Origin of the sequence: Anaerostipes amylophilus (assembly GCF_025567365.1) — a bacterium.
Lineage (GTDB): Bacteria > Bacillota > Clostridia > Lachnospirales > Lachnospiraceae > Anaerostipes > Anaerostipes amylophilus.
The window spans coordinates 148,711-165,152 of sequence record NZ_JAOQJG010000005.1 but is presented as its reverse complement, the minus strand read 5'-3'; the positions used below and the strand labels follow the sequence as shown (position 1 = coordinate 165,152).

Annotated in this window: 19 protein-coding genes; 17 read left to right on the top strand and 2 right to left on the bottom strand. The window is 37.6% G+C overall.

All coding sequences use genetic code 11. The features are described 5' to 3' along the window. Positions 1–58 precede the first annotated feature (58 nt). A complete protein-coding gene (locus OCV53_RS08720; protein WP_055197811.1) occupies positions 59–733 on the top strand; it encodes a GntR family transcriptional regulator in 675 nt (224 codons plus the stop codon). A gap of 23 nt (positions 734–756) precedes the next feature. Next, positions 757–1,239 carry a GNAT family N-acetyltransferase gene (locus OCV53_RS08715; protein ID WP_022374667.1) on the top strand — a complete coding sequence of 161 codons (483 nt, stop codon included), beginning with the start codon at positions 757–759 and terminating at the stop codon, positions 1,237–1,239. Between the two features lie 167 nt (positions 1,240–1,406). On the opposite strand, the gene OCV53_RS08710 is transcribed toward OCV53_RS08715, so the two are convergent. Together OCV53_RS08710 and OCV53_RS08705 are read right to left on the bottom strand one after the other, a co-directional pair. After that, positions 1,407–3,131: a phospho-sugar mutase gene (locus OCV53_RS08710; RefSeq protein WP_055197744.1), complete on the bottom strand. Its 1,725-nt coding sequence runs from the start codon at positions 3,129–3,131 to the stop codon at positions 1,407–1,409. Positions 3,132–3,190: 59 nt separating this feature from the next. After that, a complete protein-coding gene (locus OCV53_RS08705) occupies positions 3,191–4,168 on the bottom strand; it encodes a protein kinase family protein (protein WP_055197743.1) in 978 nt (325 codons plus the stop codon). A 121-nt stretch (positions 4,169–4,289) separates the two neighbouring features. On the opposite strand from OCV53_RS08705, the gene OCV53_RS08700 reads away from it, so the two are divergent. From OCV53_RS08700 to OCV53_RS08630, 15 genes are all read left to right on the top strand, one after another. Then, on the top strand, positions 4,290–4,754 hold the full coding sequence (locus OCV53_RS08700) for a hypothetical protein (RefSeq protein ID WP_022374670.1): 465 nt from the start codon (positions 4,290–4,292) through the stop codon (positions 4,752–4,754). Between the two features lie 166 nt (positions 4,755–4,920). Beyond that, positions 4,921–5,832, top strand: a complete 912-nt coding sequence (locus OCV53_RS08695) for a transglutaminase-like domain-containing protein (RefSeq protein WP_022374671.1) — start codon at positions 4,921–4,923, stop codon at positions 5,830–5,832. Between the two features lie 12 nt (positions 5,833–5,844). Continuing rightward, on the top strand, positions 5,845–6,885 hold the full coding sequence (locus tag OCV53_RS08690) for a type II secretion system F family protein (RefSeq protein ID WP_055197742.1): 1,041 nt from the start codon (positions 5,845–5,847) through the stop codon (positions 6,883–6,885). Between the two features lie 12 nt (positions 6,886–6,897). Further along, positions 6,898–7,233 carry a hypothetical protein gene (locus OCV53_RS08685; protein WP_055197741.1) on the top strand — a complete coding sequence of 112 codons (336 nt, stop codon included), beginning with the start codon at positions 6,898–6,900 and terminating at the stop codon, positions 7,231–7,233. Between the two features lie 23 nt (positions 7,234–7,256). Beyond that, entirely contained in the window at positions 7,257–7,712 is a 456-nt protein-coding gene (locus tag OCV53_RS08680; protein ID WP_022374674.1) for a DUF4860 domain-containing protein, read from the top strand. Positions 7,713–7,721: 9 nt separating this feature from the next. Further along, positions 7,722–8,162, top strand: a complete 441-nt coding sequence (locus tag OCV53_RS08675) for a hypothetical protein (RefSeq protein WP_055197740.1) — start codon at positions 7,722–7,724, stop codon at positions 8,160–8,162. Next, positions 8,149–8,634: a hypothetical protein gene (locus OCV53_RS08670; protein ID WP_055197739.1), complete on the top strand. Its 486-nt coding sequence runs from the start codon at positions 8,149–8,151 to the stop codon at positions 8,632–8,634. The genes OCV53_RS08675 and OCV53_RS08670 overlap by 14 nt, the downstream gene beginning before the upstream one ends. A gap of 14 nt (positions 8,635–8,648) precedes the next feature. Further along, entirely contained in the window at positions 8,649–9,707 is a 1,059-nt protein-coding gene (locus OCV53_RS08665; protein WP_055197809.1) for a type IV pilus twitching motility protein PilT, read from the top strand. Positions 9,708–9,843: 136 nt separating this feature from the next. Further along, positions 9,844–10,779, top strand: coding sequence for an anthrax toxin lethal factor-related metalloendopeptidase (locus OCV53_RS08660; protein ID WP_022374678.1), 936 nt, complete (start codon positions 9,844–9,846; stop codon positions 10,777–10,779). Between the two features lie 81 nt (positions 10,780–10,860). Next, positions 10,861–11,658: an FAD binding domain-containing protein gene (locus OCV53_RS08655; RefSeq protein WP_022374679.1), complete on the top strand. Its 798-nt coding sequence runs from the start codon at positions 10,861–10,863 to the stop codon at positions 11,656–11,658. Positions 11,659–11,660: 2 nt separating this feature from the next. After that, positions 11,661–12,134 carry a (2Fe-2S)-binding protein gene (locus OCV53_RS08650; RefSeq protein WP_022374680.1) on the top strand — a complete coding sequence of 158 codons (474 nt, stop codon included), beginning with the start codon at positions 11,661–11,663 and terminating at the stop codon, positions 12,132–12,134. Next, positions 12,131–14,416, top strand: coding sequence for a xanthine dehydrogenase family protein molybdopterin-binding subunit (locus tag OCV53_RS08645; protein ID WP_055197738.1), 2,286 nt, complete (start codon positions 12,131–12,133; stop codon positions 14,414–14,416). Before OCV53_RS08650 ends, OCV53_RS08645 begins: the two co-directional genes overlap by 4 nt. A 1-nt stretch (position 14,417) precedes the next feature. Then, a complete protein-coding gene (locus tag OCV53_RS08640; protein ID WP_055197737.1) occupies positions 14,418–15,023 on the top strand; it encodes a nucleotidyltransferase family protein in 606 nt (201 codons plus the stop codon). A gap of 39 nt (positions 15,024–15,062) precedes the next feature. Next, positions 15,063–15,638, top strand: coding sequence for a xanthine phosphoribosyltransferase (locus tag OCV53_RS08635; protein WP_055197736.1), 576 nt, complete (start codon positions 15,063–15,065; stop codon positions 15,636–15,638). 104 nt (positions 15,639–15,742) lie between these two features. Beyond that, a complete protein-coding gene (locus tag OCV53_RS08630; protein ID WP_242852144.1) occupies positions 15,743–16,387 on the top strand; it encodes a Crp/Fnr family transcriptional regulator in 645 nt (214 codons plus the stop codon). Positions 16,388–16,442 lie beyond the last annotated feature (55 nt).

Here is a 16,442-nt window from a genome sequence, read left to right as displayed (position 1 = left end):
GAAAACAGAACAGAATAAAATTGAAGATACATTGGAAAAAGCAGGAGGAGAAGAAACTATGAGCGATAAATTAAAGGTAAATATGAATGAATATCTTCCACTGAGAGATGTGGTATTTAATACACTAAGACAGGCGATCATCACAGGAGAATTTGCACCGGGAGAGCGTCTGATGGAGATCGCACTTGCTAATAGATTAGGAGTCAGCAGAACACCAGTCCGAGAAGCAATCCGTAAGCTGGAACTCGAAGGACTTGTAGTTATGATTCCAAGAAAAGGTGCAGAAGTTGCAAGGATCACAGAAAAAGATTTAAGAGATGTATTAGAAGTACGCTGTTCTCTGGAAGAACTGGCAGCAGAACTGGCAGCAGAACGAATGGATGAAGAAGGTAAAGCGAAATTAGACAAAGCATTACAGGAATTTGAAGTAGCTATCGAATCTGGAGATAATGCAGCCATCGCAGATAGCGATATGGAATTCCATGATATTATTTTTGATGCGACAGGAAATCCAAGACTGATTCAGATCATTAGCAATTTAAGAGAACAGTTTTATCGTTATCGTCTGGAATATGTTAAAGATACAGATTACCATATCGTATTATTAAATGAGCATAAAGAACTTGTGAATGCGATCGAATCTGGAAAGAAAGAAGAAGCACGTCAGATCATGAAGAAACATATCACTAATCAGGAAATGACAGTGATCCGCAACATTAAAGAAGAATATTGATCAATAAAGATGTTGGAGATATCATGAATATAAGAATAGCAACGATCAAAGATTTGGATGCAGTAACAGCTGTCGAAGCAGAATGTTTCCCACCAGCGGAAGCCGCAACAAGAGAAGAATTAGAGGAACGCTTAACATATTATGCTGATCATTTTTGGCTAATGTTTGATGGAGACAAATTAATTGCATTTGTAGATGGATTTGTAACAGATGAAGAAGATCTCACAGATGAGATGTATGCAAAGGCAGATTTACACAATGAAGATGGAGCATGGCAGATGATCTTTGGTGTAAATACAATACCTGCTTATAGAAAACATGGATATGCAGGAGAGTTGCTCAAATGCGCGATTGAAGATGCAAGAAAGCATGGAAGAAAAGGATTAGTGCTCACTTGTAAGGATCATTTGGTGCATTATTATGCCAAATTTGGATTTGAGAATGAAGGCATATCTGAGTCCGAACATGGAGGAGTAAGGTGGAATCAGATGCGGCTAAAGTTTTGATTTGATAGTCTTTCGTATATGTGATAAAAATAAGATAAGAATCAATATAAGCGATGCATTGGAATTTTGTTCAAAATATGGCAAAATTCCAATGCATCGCTTTCGGTTTCTTATTTATTTTTTATCATATACTCGAATTCTACAGTTGGCCAATATACAAATTAAAATTAAGCCTGAGCTTTCGCCCATTCAGCAAATTTAGCACTTTCAGCCTGTGCCTCATCCATGCTGGAAGCTTTTACTCCATAGTAGAATTTGATCTTAGGTTCTGTTCCTGATGGACGAACGCATACCCAAGCTCCACCTTCAAGTTCATAGTAAAGAACATTAGAAGCAGGAAGTCCTGTAGGTTCTACTTTACCACTTTCAACATCAAGGATTGTATCATTGATGTAATCACGGATCTTAACAACTTTGTATCCAGCGATATCTTTTAATGGGTTCTCACGAAGGTTAGAAAGCATAGCTTTCATCTTATCCATACCTTCTAATCCTGGGAAGTCCATAGCGGTGATGCTGTCTACGCAGTAACCGTATTTCTCGTACATATCGATCATAACATCCCATAATGTTTTACCTTTTGTTGCATAGTAAGCAGCGGCTTCACAAAGAGCAACAGTTGCAGAAACAGCATCTTTGTCTCTTGCGTATGTACCGATCAGGCATCCGTAGCTTTCTTCTAATCCAAACAGGTATGTTCCTTTACCACTCTGCTCAAATCCAAGGATTTCTTTACCAATCCATTTGAATCCTGTTAATACTTCGATTAGTTTTACATTGTAAGCTTTTGCAATCTCATCTACGAGGTTTGTTGTAACGATAGATTTAACAACAGCACCATCTGCAGGAAGAGATCCAGCCTTTTCTTTTTTCTGGCTTAATACATATTCACATAATAAAGAACCAGACATATTACCTGTTAATGGAATGTATTCTCCACTCTTCGCGTCTTTTACATATACACCTAAACGGTCAGCATCAGGGTCAGTTGCAAGAACAAGGTCAGCGTCTTTTTCTTTGGCAAGAGCAAGACCTAATGCAAATGCTTCTTTTGCTTCTGGGTTTGGATAGCTGACTGTTGGAAAGTCACCATCTGGCAGTTCCTGTTCAGGAACAACATATACATTCTTAAATCCAAGGTCATCAAGTACACGGCGCACTGGAAGGTTACCTGTTCCATGGAGAGGAGTATAGACGATCTTTAATTTTGAAGCCATCGCATCAATAGAATCATGATTGATGACCTGTTTTTCAACTTCTGCGATGTAAGCATCATCAACTTCTTTTCCGATCACTTCATATAAACCTGCTGTTACGGCATCTTCTTTGGATATTGTTTTGCAAGTTGAAATGTCAGTGATCGCATTAACTTTGGCTGTAACACCTGAAGCATGAGGATCTGTAAACTGTGCACCATCTTCCCAGTATACTTTGTATCCGTTATACTGTGGTGGGTTATGGCTGGCAGTTACGTTGATACCTGCAATACAGTCTAAATGTCTAACTGCAAATGATAATTCTGGTGTTGGGCGTAAAGATTCAAAGATGAATGCTTTAATTCCGTTAGCGGCAAGGCAGCGTGCAGCTTCATCTGCAAACTCTGGAGACATATGTCTTGAGTCAAATGCGATGGCAACACGTTTCTTGTCTGTTCCCTGCTCTAAGATATAGTCAGCTAACCCCTGTGTTGCTTTTCTTACAACATAAATATTCATACGGTTGATACCAGCACCAATGATTCCTCTAAGTCCGGCAGTTCCAAATGCTAGATTAGCATAGAAACGTTCTTTAATTTCATTTTCGTCATTCTCAATGGCTTTTAATTCCTTTTTTGTCTCTTCATCAAAATAAGGATTGGAAAGCCATTCTTGATAAGTTTCTTTGTAGTTCATAAATTACTCCTCCTTTAAGTTATAAAAATGCCTTTTGTTTAATTATACCTTAAAACGCATTAAAAAACATTATAAATTTGTAGATATTTTTCGAGAAAAATCGAGCGGAGGTCTTTTTTGTGGACAAATTCCTCTAATTTCTCGATATATCGTGGAGAAATCCAATGTTTTTTGTGTGCCATGTACTGATTTGAGATCTTCCAGAACTTTTCAGGGAATAAGAACAGTCCATAAAGGCATAATAGGTCATTTTTGGAAAGAGGAAGAAAACGGTCGTAATTTACAAGAAATGTTTCACAAAACGTAAAGTTATAATTATTTTTCTCAAGTGCTTTTTTCAGAAAATAATAGACATCAAGAATCGGATAACCATGATAAAACCGTTCAAAATGAATTGTAGCAGGGAAATCAGATGTCAGGATAATATTATGGTGGCTGTAATTTCCATGACACCACCCAGATCTCGATGGTATGGTATTGTTTAAAATTTTTATAGAATCTTCTAACTGCACCCAGAATTCTTTTGTCTGCTCCAGAAACAGATATTCAAAAATCCCTTTGTTTTTTCGTTTTCGTATGTACTGGCCAATGCTTTTTAATTCTGAATATTTCTGTTCATACTGCTTGGAAATGGAATTATATTTTCGGAGATTTTCGGATGAAAATGAAATATCAAGACAGTGATTATGAAAGCTGGCAAGATTTTGAGCAGCAGTTTTTACATCATTCAAAGAATGAATATCACATTCCGTTCCTGAAAAGGTCTTTCTTAGCACAAACGTCTCATAATACCGGTCAAATGTAAGAAAATAACCATCTTTATTTAAAAGATATTGATCGGTCTTATAAAAATGATGATCGTGCATGGCATCTGTCCATTTGGCTACGGCACAAAGCCGCTCTTCAGACAGAGAAGTCTGAGAAAGGGCATAAACATCATCTTTGCCAAAACATAAAACACAACCCCGTCCCCGCCTGGTATAAGAAACAGAAATATCATATTGATCGAGCAGCATTTGATATTTTTCGTTCAACATATATCCTCCTTCATGTTCTACCTCTAATGATATGAAGATAATAAGAGGAATATGATAGTAACTTGCTATCAAAGATTAAATAGGATATACTGAAAATATCTCAGAAAGGAGTAAATTGATTATGAGAAAAAGATTTTTATTAATTTCAACAATATTTGTACTAAGTGCATTTACATTAGCAGCCTGTGGAAAGAAGAGTCCAAGCAGCCCGGAAGCAAGCAGTGAGACAACAGAAGAAGCAACAACGGAAGAACCAACTACAGAGAATAATACAGAAGATACAACAGAGAAAGAGACACCAGTATCAACGGCAACAGAGGCAACAAAATCCTCAACAGAAGAAGTATCAACAGCATCCAAGAAAGACGAACAGGCAAAACCAAAGACAGCAACAGGAACATACAATGGATTTGCAGATACAAACTCTGTAGAAATTGAATTATCCAATGGTAATTTTGAAACATTTCTTGTAAATGACGACGATGTCAAAACAGCATTAAGCAAGAAGTCAGAAGGAAGTAAGATCACATTTACTTATGGAGCTGTAGAAGGACAGGCAAATAAGGAAATTCTTTCTGTAAAATAATAGAGATTGATGTATAAACATAAGATTTATAAGAGAAGGGTGGCAGCTCCACGTTTTTAGGAGCTGTCCCCTTTTTCTCTTATTTTGCTACATTAATCATAAAGACTACCTTCACAAATCAAAATCTGTTATACTGAAAAGACTAACAAAAACAAAGGAGCCTCAAATGAAGCATGTCAAGAAATCACTCCTGATTCTGACATGTCTGATTTTTATATTATCCCTAAATGGCTGTAAAAAGAACAAACAGCAAACGACAAATACAAGAAAAGCAGAAGTCTTAACTCCAAAAGCACCAGGAGATGAAGTGTTGGATTATGGGGAGGCAGTTGTAGATATATCGAATGTCTCACAAGGATATGTTGCGGTCAGATATAGTGGAAATGCCAGAAAGATCAGCATAGAGATTACAGGAAAGAAAGATAAAACATATAAATATTTTGTAAATAAAACAAAACAACCAGTTTATTTTCCACTGACATGTGGGAATGGAACGTATCAGATCGCTGTATATGAGAATATTCAAGGAGATGAATATAGTGCTTTGATGATGGATAGTTTTGATGTAAAATTAAAGAACAGATTTCTGCCGTTTTTATATCCAAATCAATATGTAGAGTTTACAAGTGAAACAAAAGCGGTGAAGAAAGCAAAAGAACTTGCGAAAGGAAAGGAAGATGCTCTTTCCATTGTTAAATCGATATACCATTATGTTGTTAAGAATATAAAATATGATGATGACAAAGCAAAGAATGTGCAAAAAGGTTATCTGCCATCGGTGGATGAGACATTGGAGACAAAGAAAGGGATATGTTTTGATTATGCGGCATTGATGACAGCGATGCTCAGATCGCAGGGAATTCCGACGAAGCTTGAGATTGGGTATTCTGGCAGTGTCTATCATGCTTGGATCAGTACGTGGCTTGATGAAAAAGGCTGGATAGATAATATTATCAAATTTAATGGAAAGAGTTGGGAATTGATAGATCCGACACTGGCAGCGAACAATGATAACAAAGATGATGTAAAAGAATATGTTGGAGATGGAGATCATTATGCACTCCAGTATAGTTATTAAGAAGGGACAGATATGAAGAGGAAACTTAACAATGAAGAATTGATCACGTTTTGCAGTCAGATGGCGTTGATCTTGAAATCAGGAATATCTTCGCTGGAAGGAATTTATATCATGGAAGATGGAGATGTCTCTGGGGATGGAAGAGAGATTTTAAAAGAGATACGAGAAGAAATCGAGATGTGTGGGATGCTATATCCAGCAATGAAGAAGTCAGGGGTATTTCCGGAATATGCATTGCATATGACAGAGATCGGAGAGCAGACAGGAAGACTTGATGAGACGATGGAAGCACTGGCAGCTTATTATCAGAGAGAAGAAGAAATATTTGAAGCAGTAAAAAGCGCAGTAACATATCCTGTTGCAATGCTTGGAATGATGCTTGTGATCATTATTGTATTATTTATTAAAGTAATGCCAGTGTTTGAACAGGTTTATCTTCAGCTTGGCCAGGAAATGACAGGTGTAGCACGTAATATTTTAAATATTGGAAACTGGATGAGACAATCAGCGATCATACTTTCTGTAATTGCAGTGATCGTATTAATGATCGTGTGTAGTGCAGTTTTTTCAGAAAAATTCAGGAATAAATTATTTGAAAAAATTTCAAAGATCGGATTTATGAAAAAGCTAGCTTGGAAACGGGCAAGAACGAGATTTGCAAGTGGAATGGCGATGTCTTTAAAGAGTGGGCTTGATATAGATGAAAGTCTTACACTTGCAGAAAAACTGGTAGATTATGAACTGTTAAGAAAACAGATCGCGGTGTGCAGAGAAGACATGAAAAATGGAGAATCATTTCCAAAAGCACTGAAGGAATCTCATATTTTTGGAGGAATGCAGGAACGACTAATGGTGATCGGATATGAAACTGGAGCAACTGATGAGGTGATGGAACAGTCTGCGGATCTGTATCAGAAGGAGCTTCAGGATCAGATTCAGAAAATGATCGGCATTCTGGAACCAACATTGGTTGGGATTTTATGTGTGATCGTAGGAGTTATTTTGCTGTCTGTGATGCTGCCATTAGCAGGAATCATGGCAGGGATTGGATAAGGGAGGCGTGCCTTGAAAAATCGTTTTCAAAAACAAACAAAAATAAAAAGTAAGATTGCTTTTCTGCTTCCAATCGTAATATGTCTGATCATGGCAGCAGTGTTGTGGGGAAGCAGCAACCGTATTTTTAGTGAAACTCAGAAACGCCAGGAAGAAAGCACAAAGAATGCCGTTCTCAAAGGTGCAGTACAATGCTATGCGGTAGAAGGCCGTTATCCAGAAAGCCTGTCATATCTGGAACAACATTATGGAGTCAGTTATGATAAAGACAAGTTTATAGTTTCCTACGAGATCACAGGATCAAACAGAATGCCGCAGGTAACTGTGATCGCATTGAACGAGAGGTGATATCGGTGGAGAGACAAAAACATATGGTAGATAAGATGTTTCTCATTCTTTTATTTGCGACGTTTGCAGTGTGTGCATTTACATTGATCATGGTGGGTGCAAATGTATACAGCCATACGGCATCGGCAATGAATGATAACTATGAGAAGAGAATTGATATTTCTTATGTCACAGAAAAAATAAAACAGTGGGATGAACAAAACAGTATTTCCATTGGAACATTTCATAATAAGACGGCTTTGATTCATACAGAAGTGGCAGCCGGAAGAAAATATTATACATACATTTATCAGGAGAATGGCGCTTTAAGAGAATTGATGGTTCGGGAAGGGCTTCATACAGAGAAAATGCAGGGAGAACAGATCGTGCCGGCAAAAGGATTTGAGATAAAAGAGGAAGACCAGATGTATGGTATTACGATCACAGGAGAAGATGGAAAGCAGTACCGGACTTGTGTATACAGACAGAGCAGAGAGTAAGGAGGGACTATGAGACAAAAGAGAAATGGAAGCCATTTGATCTTGATGGAATTGATGTTTGTCTTGTTTTTCTTTGCGATCTGCGGGGTGGTTCTTTTACAGATATTTGTAAAGTCACATAACATCAGTGTAAAAGCAAAAGAACTTACGGAGACAAAAAATTGTGTCACGCAGGCAGCAGAACTGTTTGAAACAGGGTATACAGATATAGAACATTATCAAGAGTATTTTCCAAAGCTTGAAGAAGATCAAGGGATTTATCAGGGATATTTTGATAAAGACTGGAAGATGACCCAAAAGAAAAACGCAGTATATAAAATGACGATCAGCTTTGATGATCAAGGATTAGACAGAAATGGGAAGATAACGATATTCAAGGCAAAGAAGCAGATATATCATTTGGAACTTTTAAAACATTTGCCAGGAGGGAAAAGTAATGAAAGATCATAGAATGCCGTTTCTTGGAATAGGAGCAGCTTCCATTGTTCTGGTTTTAACCATTGTTAGTTTATCAGTGTTTGCAACACTTACGATTTCCAGTGCAAATGGGGATTATACATTAAGTCAAAAAAATCTGGAGAGAACAACAAATTATTACAAGGCATCGAATGAAGTAAATTGCACGTTAAGCCATATTGATAAGAAACTGTGGAAGAATTATCATAAAACAAAAAATAAAAAATCTTACATGAAAAATATATCAAAAAGTTTGGTGGATTTAAAAGGTATCACGTATGATAAAACAAAACATACTATACAGTTTCAAAAGAGTATTACAAGTAAACAGCAGATTAATGTAAAGATCAGAATCTGTTATCCAGAAAAACAAAGAAACCATTGCTATGAGATATTATGTTTTAAAAACGAAGCAGTTGGTACATGGAAGAAAGATGATTCACTTCCAGTATTTCAAAGAAAATGATCAAAGGGGACAAAATGAACATAGAAGAATTTTTAACATTGGCGGCAGAGAAAGAGGCATCGGATCTATTTATTATTGCCGGATTACCTCTTACAATGAAAACAAATGGAGTAATGCACCGGATCAATGAAGAACGAATGATGCCACAGGATACGGAAGAAATGATCCGTGAGATTTATAAAATGGCAGCTGACCGCAATATTGATAAATTACTGAAAACAGGAGATGATGATTTTTCTTTTGCGATCCCAGGGTTATCAAGATTTCGTGTGAGTGCTTATAAGCAGAGAGGATCGCTCGCAGCTGTGATCCGTGTGATTGCATTTCGTCTTCCGGATTCAAAAGAAATTGGAATACCTGATCAGGTAATGAGGCTGAGTGAATTAAATAAAGGACTGGTGCTTGTAACTGGGTCGGCTGGAAGTGGAAAGTCAACGACACTTGCCTGTATGGTGGAAGAGATCAATGAGACGAAAGAAGATCATATCATTACATTAGAGGATCCGCTGGAATTTCTGCACCAGCATAAGAAAAGTATCGTAAGCCAGAGAGAAGTGAATATGGATACGGTGAATTATGTAACATCTTTACGTGCAGCATTAAGACAAAGTCCGGATGTGATCTTGCTTGGAGAGATGAGAGATTATGAAACAATACAGGTTGTTATGACCGCAGCAGAGACGGGACATCTTGTATTTTCAACACTTCATACGATTGGAGCAGCAAATACGATTGAACGTATCATTGATGTATTTCCACCAAACCAGCAAAGACAGATCACGATTCAGCTTGCATCTGTTCTGCAGGCAGTTATTTCACAGCAGTTGATTCCAAGTGTTGATGGAACACTGATCCCTGTATTTGAGATCATGGAAGTAACTCCTGCGATCCGCAATATGATCCGTGAGAATAAGGTTCATCAGATCGATGGCCTGATCTATTCATCAACGGGGAGCGGAATGATGTCTATGGACCAGTCATTAATGCAGGCATACAGAGATGGAAAGATCACGAAAGAGACAGCGGTTTTATATGCGTTAAATGCTGAAATGTTAAGTAAAAGGCTGCGTTAAATGAGATAAATCCATTGACAAAGAAAGTTGAATACTGTACGATGAAAGTGTATAGATAGACGATGTTTCAAACTTGGGGAAGTTGGAACATGAAACTAAATCAAGTATAAATAAGTATAAAGAAGGGGCGATAATTATGAAGAAGAAAGTTGCAGCAGGACTGACGTCAATTATTCTTGCAGTTGTATTAATTTTCGGCGGGGTTACATTTTATAATAACCATCAGCAGAAGAAGTTTGAGAAACAGATGGCTTCATTTGAAAGTGTTGATACAATGAAGCATCCAAAAGAATCAACAATTAAGATTGATGGTGTTGAAGTGCCATTGAGCAGTGCACCGAAAGTAACAACAAAGACAACAATCAAGAAAAGCACAAAAATTCAGAAACTAAAGAAGAAAGCTTCAAAGAGTAAAGTAACAACAATAAGGAAGACAAAGACAACAAAGAAAACAAGTCAGAGTAATTCTCAGCGTAAGGTAGTAGATACAAAGGTTATCACAACAACGAAAGATTACGATAAGAAGGGTTCCAACAAGAGAACGATTAAGACAGTTATTCAGACAACGGTTAAGACAACAACTGTACAGCTTATACAGTCAGGTTCTAAAGGAACAACTGTAAAAACTTTGGGAGCAAAGGCAGATAAGAAGATTCTTAATGCATTTGATACATTAAAGTTTAAGTTTGTGATCAATAAGAATGCATCACATACAGGAGTGTTCAGTGTAAGGAATCATAAGATTGAGATCCAGAGTGCGAAAGATTATGTATTATTACATGAACTTGGACATTTTGCAAACTTCCTTGCAGGAGATAAAGTCAGCACAAGTGAGTGGAACAAGATTTACAAAGCTGAGAAGTCAAAATATACAGGATATAACAAAGCTTATGTAACAAAGACAGCTTCTGAATATTTTGCAGAATCTTACAGAGATTATAGAGAAAATCCAACAGCGTTGAAGTCAAAACGACCAAGGACTTACCAGTTTGTTAAGAAGACGATCAATGGTATTTCTGACAGTGATGTGCAGGAAATCAAAGATACTTATGGAGAATACTGGGGATTATAAAAGCAGACCTTAGGAGTACTTTCTTGGAAAGTACTCCTTTTTTCTTGTGATAAAGAAACTAAATGTGAAAGGATGAATAGAATGTTAAAGATTAAGGAGTATGTCAAAGCAGAAAGTCTTGAACAGGCATATGAGCTGAACCAGAAGAAGACGAACTGTGTGATTGGCGGTATGTTGTGGCTTAAAATGGTCACAAGAAATGTACAAAAAGCAATTGATCTATCGGGACTTGGGCTTGATCAGATTGAAGAAGATGATGAGAAATTTTCCATAGGAGCAATGGTCACATTAAGACAGATCGAGCTTCATGAAGGATTAAATACATGGAGTCATGGAGCTGTCAAAGAAAGTGTAACACATATCGTTGGCGTACAGTTTCGTAATCTGGCTACGGTTGGCGGAAGTATTTTCGGAAAGTTTGGTTTTTCAGATGTATTAAGCTGCTTCCTTGCATTTGACAGTTATGTGGAATTACATCACGAAGGAATTATTCCACTGGAGCAGTTTGCAGTGAATAAATATCCAGATGATATTCTGGTGCGTCTGATCGTCAAGAAACATCCACAGGAAAGTGTTTATCTTTCTCATAGAAATTCGAAGACAGATTTTCCGGTTTTAACATGTGCCATTTCATTAGGAAAGGAAGAGGCTTATGCAGTTGTTGGAGCAAGACCATCAAGAGCGGTAAAAGTAAAATTATCAGATCAATGGAATGTTATGATCAAAGACGATGAAGGAAGAAGAAAGATTGCAGATGAAGTCACAGGACAGCTTAATTTTGGAAGTAACATGCGAGGAAGTGCGGATTATAGAAGACATTTATCAGAAGTCCTTATAAGAAGGGGATTGGCACAGTTAGAAGAAAGGAGGGAAAATTAGTCATGAATATTACATTTACATTAAATGGAAAGAAAATAAGCAGACAGATTGAGGCAGATACTCTCCTGATCGATCTTGTAAGAGATCTTGGATGTTACAGTGTGAAACGTGGATGTGAGACATCAAACTGTGGATTATGTACAGTATTTATGGATGATCAGCCAATTCTTTCATGTTCCATTCTTGCAGCAAGAGTCGATGGGCATAAGATTGATACATTAGAAGGGTTGCAGGAAGAAGCAGCAGAGTTTGGAGCATTTATTGCAAATCAGGGAGCAGAACAGTGTGGATTCTGTAATCCAGGAATGATCATGAATGCGATCGCATTGTTCAGAGAGATTCCTGATCCAACAGAAGAAGAGATCAAAGAATATTTAGCAGGAAATCTGTGCAGATGTTCAGGATACGAAGGACAGCTTCGAGGAATCTTAAACTTTTTAGAATACAAGAAAAATAAAAATGGAGGTGCCGAATGAAAGTAGTCAATCAGCCAGTTATGAAGAAAGACGCAATGGCACTTGTGACAGGAAAACCTGTATTTACAGATGATAAGGCACCAAAAGACTGCTTGATCGTAAAATTACTCCGAAGTCCATATGCCAATGCGATGATCAAATCGATCAATACCCAATTTGCTATGAAAGTGCCGGGAATCGAGGCAATTTATACATGGGAAGACGTGCCACAGGAACGTTTCACGATGGCAGGACAGACTTATCCAGAGTTAAGTCCATATGATAGACAGATCTTAGATCAGCACGTCCGATATGTTGGAGATCCAGTTGCGATCGTTGCGGGTGAGAATGAGAAGTGTGTAGATCAGGCAATTAAGATGTTGCGTGTAGAATATGATGTACTGCCTGCAAACTTAGATCCACGGAAAGCAATGGATGAGGGTACACCATTAGTGCATCCAGAAGATAACTGGAAAGCTTTATGCAATATTGGAGCAGATAATAAGAAAAATCTGTGCGCTACAGAAGAAACCCATGAGGGAGATGTTGATGCAGTATTGGAAGATTGTGATGTTGTTGTAGAACACACATATCATACAAAAGCCAACCAGCAGGCGATGATGGAGACTTTTAGAACGTATTGCTTTATTGATGAATACGGAAGATTAAATGTCGTAAGTTCCACACAGATCGTATTCCATGTACGAAGAATCTTGGCAAATGCATTATGTATTCCAAAATCAAAGATTCGAGTATCCAAACCTAGGATCGGTGGTGGATTTGGTGCAAAACAGAGTGCGATTTCAGAAGTATATCCAGCATTTGTCACATGGATGACAAAGAAACCATCTAAGATCATTTTTTCAAGAGTAGAATCCCAGATTGCATCTTCTCCACGTCATGAGATGGAAGTGACAGTTCGTGTCGGGGCAAATAAGAATGGAAAGATTCGTGCGATTGATGTGTATACACTGTCTAATACAGGAGCTTATGGAGAACATGGACCGACAACCGTTGGATTGTCTGGACATAAATCTATTCCTTTATACAGAGATCTGGAGGCACATCGTTTTGCATATGATGTTGTGTATACAAACCGTATGTCAGCAGGTGCATATCGTGGATATGGTGCAACGCAAGGTATTTTTGCACTGGAATCTGCAGTGAGTGAACTGGCAGCGAAGATTGGCATGGATCCAACAAAGATCCGTGAGATGAATATGGTTCGTGAAGGCGATGTTATGCCTGCATATTATGGAGAGACAGCAAATAGTTGTGCTTTAGACCGATGTCTGGCTCGTGCCAAGGAAATGCTCAAATGGGATGAGAAATATCCATGCAAGGATATGGGAAATGGAAAAGTCCGAAGTGTTGGAGTTTCTATGGCAATGCAGGGATCTGGTATTTCGGGAGTTGACGTTGGATCTGCAACGATCAAATTAAATGACGATGGACTGTATACACTTTCTATTGCAGCAGCAGATATGGGAACTGGATGTGACACGATCTTAGCACAGATGGCAGCAGAATGTCTGGAATGTTCAATTGATGATATCATGGTCAGTGGAGCAGACACTGATACATCACCATATGATTCTGGATCTTATGCATCAAGTTCTACCTACGTTACTGGAAAAGCAGTAGAACGTGCGTGTGAAAAATTAAAAGGACGTATTTTAAATAAAGCAGCTCAAATGATGGAAATTGATTCTGCGGATAATCTGGAATTTGATGGTAAAAAAGTAAGCGATCCAGAGAGTGGAAAAGAAATTTCATTAGTTGATATTTCAACAGCATCTATGGTCAACAATAATGAAACATTCCAGGTGACAGAAACAAATAGTTCCCCAGTATCACCACCTCCATTCATGGTCGGAATGGTTGAAATCGAGCTTGATAAAGAAACAGGACATATCGAGATCTTAGATTACGTTGCAGTTGTAGACTGTGGAACACCTGTGAATCCAAATCTTGCAAGAGTACAGGTAGAAGGCGGACTTGGACAGGGAATCGGAATGGCATTATATGAAGGCGTTGATTATACTTTGAATGGATATGTGAAGCAGAATTCTTTCATGCAGTATAAAGTGCCATCACGAGTGGATGTTGGAAAACTTCGCGTAGAATTCGAAAGCAGCTATGAACCAACTGGACCATTTGGAGCAAAATCGATCGGAGAGATTGTTATCAATACACCATCTCCAGCAATAGCAGATGCAGTATTTAATGCGACAGGATTGTGGATTCGTGAATTGCCGATCACAAGTGAAAAAATTGCAATGGGTCTGATGGAACAAAAATAGGATGAAAACAGCAGTTATTTATCTGGCATCAGGAAATAGCAAACGTTTTGGCTATGAAAATAAATTATTAAAAAATATCCAAACCAAACCGATGTACCGTTATGGTTTGGACAGACTGATCGATATATGCAAAGAAAAGGAAGAGTTTGAAGTTATTGTTATCACGCAGTATCAGGAAATTATGAAACAGATACAATATGATTCGGTAACGACAGTATTTTGTAAGGAAAGCCAATATGGGATTTCATGGTCGATCAAAGCAGGAATCAAAGCAGCTAAAGATGCAGATTTCTATACATTTTTTGTAGCAGATCAGCCCAATATGAAAAGAGAGACGATCGAAAGATTTCTCTCTTTTATGGCAGAAGGACGTTATGAACTTGGATGTGTCAGGACAGAAGAAGAACTTGGCAATCCAGTATGGTTTTCAAAGAAATATAAAAAAGAGCTTTTATCTTTAACAGGTGATTGCGGTGGTAAAAAAATTCTAAAAAAACATATAGAAAATGCCAGATTTTTCAAGGTTCTGGAAGAATCTGAACTTTGTGATATAGATTTTCCAAAAGAAATGCAAGCAATGCTTGCAAAGCAAGGCAAAAGTAGTTAAAATATTATTTAAAATACAAAAGAGCGTGGAGGCCAAGCAATGGAGCTATTAAAAGAGAGAATCCGAAAAGATGGAGTCGTAAAAGAAGGAAATGTCTTGAAAGTAGACCGTTTTTTAAATCACCAGATGGATGTAAAATTATTCCGTGAAATTGGAAAAGAATTAAAAAAACGTTTTGAAGGTGAAAATATTAATAAAATTCTTACAATTGAAGCATCAGGAATTGGAATTGCATGTATAGCAGCAGAAATTTTTGACGTACCAGTCGTATTTGCAAAGAAAACACAGACAAAGAATATTGCTGGAGATGTATACACAACAAAAGTAGAGTCATACACACACGGAAGAGTTTATGATATCATTGTATCTAAAGAATTTTTAGGAGAGGGAGATCGAGTTTTACTGATCGATGATTTCCTTGCGAATGGTAAAGCCTTAGAAGGACTGGCAAAATTAGTCAAAGACTCTGGAGCAGAACTAGTCGGAGCCGGAGTTGTAATCGAGAAAGGATTCCAGCCAGGTGGAGATTTCTTGAGAAAACAGACACACTTAGAATCCCTTGCAATTGTCGATTCAATGGATGAGAAAACAGGAGAGATCACATTCCGCGAATAATAATTGGATAGAATAATTATCAAATGAGAATATAATATACAGAGAGTCGTTAGTTGATACGGCTCTTTGTTTTATTATAATCGAAATAAGCGAGGAAGATGAAAATGAAAATACCTACATCAGCACTTTTTGCAGGAGTTGGAACACACGATCTTGATTCTATGATGAGTTGTCTTTCTGCAAAAGAGCGAAATTACAAGAAAAATGAATTTATATTTCATACAGGAGATAAAGTTACCCAGATTGGTATGGTTCTGGAAGGAACAGTTCACATGATGAAAGAAGATGTTTGGGGGAATGTCATGATCTTAGGAGAAGCATGCCCTGGAGACTTATTTGGAGAAGTCTATGCCTGTGCAGGAGTCAAACATTTAGAAGTCGGTGTTGTCGCAAAAACAGATGTAAAAGTGTTATTTTTAGATATTCAGAAAGTACTGACAGTATGTTCAAATGGCTGTGAATTTCATTCTAAGATCATAAGAAATTTATTATCATCTATAGCGGAAAGAACATTAGAAATGACAAGAAAAGTAGAGCATATGTCACAGAGATCATTGAGGGATAAAGTATTGTCTTATTTATCATCAGAAGCTGTGCGTGCTGGAAGTAAGGAATTTACAATACCATTTAATCGACAGCAACTGGCAGAGTATTTGTCAGTAGATCGAAGCGCATTATCAGCAGAACTTGGTAAGATGAGAGATGAAGGAATGTTGGAATTCTGGAAGAATCAGTTTAAGTTGAAATAGTGATTTGTGAGGGTAGGCTTTCGTATATGTGACAAAAATAAGACAAGAATCAATA

Excerpts from the sequence above, each read along its gene's own strand:
- OCV53_RS08720 (WP_055197811.1), top strand. The coding sequence starts at position 59 with ATGAGCGATAAATTAAAGGTAAATATGAATGAATATCTTCCACTGAGA.
- OCV53_RS08715 (WP_022374667.1), top strand. The coding sequence starts at position 757 with ATGAATATAAGAATAGCAACGATCAAAGATTTGGATGCAGTAACAGCT.
- OCV53_RS08710 (WP_055197744.1), bottom strand. The coding sequence starts at position 3,131 with ATGAACTACAAAGAAACTTATCAAGAATGGCTTTCCAATCCTTATTTT.
- OCV53_RS08705 (WP_055197743.1), bottom strand. The coding sequence starts at position 4,168 with ATGTTGAACGAAAAATATCAAATGCTGCTCGATCAATATGATATTTCT.
- OCV53_RS08700 (WP_022374670.1), top strand. The coding sequence starts at position 4,290 with ATGAGAAAAAGATTTTTATTAATTTCAACAATATTTGTACTAAGTGCA.
- OCV53_RS08695 (WP_022374671.1), top strand. The coding sequence starts at position 4,921 with ATGAAGCATGTCAAGAAATCACTCCTGATTCTGACATGTCTGATTTTT.
- OCV53_RS08690 (WP_055197742.1), top strand. The coding sequence starts at position 5,845 with ATGAAGAGGAAACTTAACAATGAAGAATTGATCACGTTTTGCAGTCAG.
- OCV53_RS08680 (WP_022374674.1), top strand. The coding sequence starts at position 7,257 with ATGGTAGATAAGATGTTTCTCATTCTTTTATTTGCGACGTTTGCAGTG.
- OCV53_RS08675 (WP_055197740.1), top strand. The coding sequence starts at position 7,722 with ATGAGACAAAAGAGAAATGGAAGCCATTTGATCTTGATGGAATTGATG.
- OCV53_RS08670 (WP_055197739.1), top strand. The coding sequence starts at position 8,149 with ATGAAAGATCATAGAATGCCGTTTCTTGGAATAGGAGCAGCTTCCATT.
- OCV53_RS08665 (WP_055197809.1), top strand. The coding sequence starts at position 8,649 with ATGAACATAGAAGAATTTTTAACATTGGCGGCAGAGAAAGAGGCATCG.
- OCV53_RS08660 (WP_022374678.1), top strand. The coding sequence starts at position 9,844 with ATGAAGAAGAAAGTTGCAGCAGGACTGACGTCAATTATTCTTGCAGTT.
- OCV53_RS08655 (WP_022374679.1), top strand. The coding sequence starts at position 10,861 with ATGTTAAAGATTAAGGAGTATGTCAAAGCAGAAAGTCTTGAACAGGCA.
- OCV53_RS08650 (WP_022374680.1), top strand. The coding sequence starts at position 11,661 with ATGAATATTACATTTACATTAAATGGAAAGAAAATAAGCAGACAGATT.
- OCV53_RS08645 (WP_055197738.1), top strand. The coding sequence starts at position 12,131 with ATGAAAGTAGTCAATCAGCCAGTTATGAAGAAAGACGCAATGGCACTT.
- OCV53_RS08640 (WP_055197737.1), top strand. The coding sequence starts at position 14,418 with ATGAAAACAGCAGTTATTTATCTGGCATCAGGAAATAGCAAACGTTTT.
- OCV53_RS08635 (WP_055197736.1), top strand. The coding sequence starts at position 15,063 with ATGGAGCTATTAAAAGAGAGAATCCGAAAAGATGGAGTCGTAAAAGAA.
- OCV53_RS08630 (WP_242852144.1), top strand. The coding sequence starts at position 15,743 with ATGAAAATACCTACATCAGCACTTTTTGCAGGAGTTGGAACACACGAT.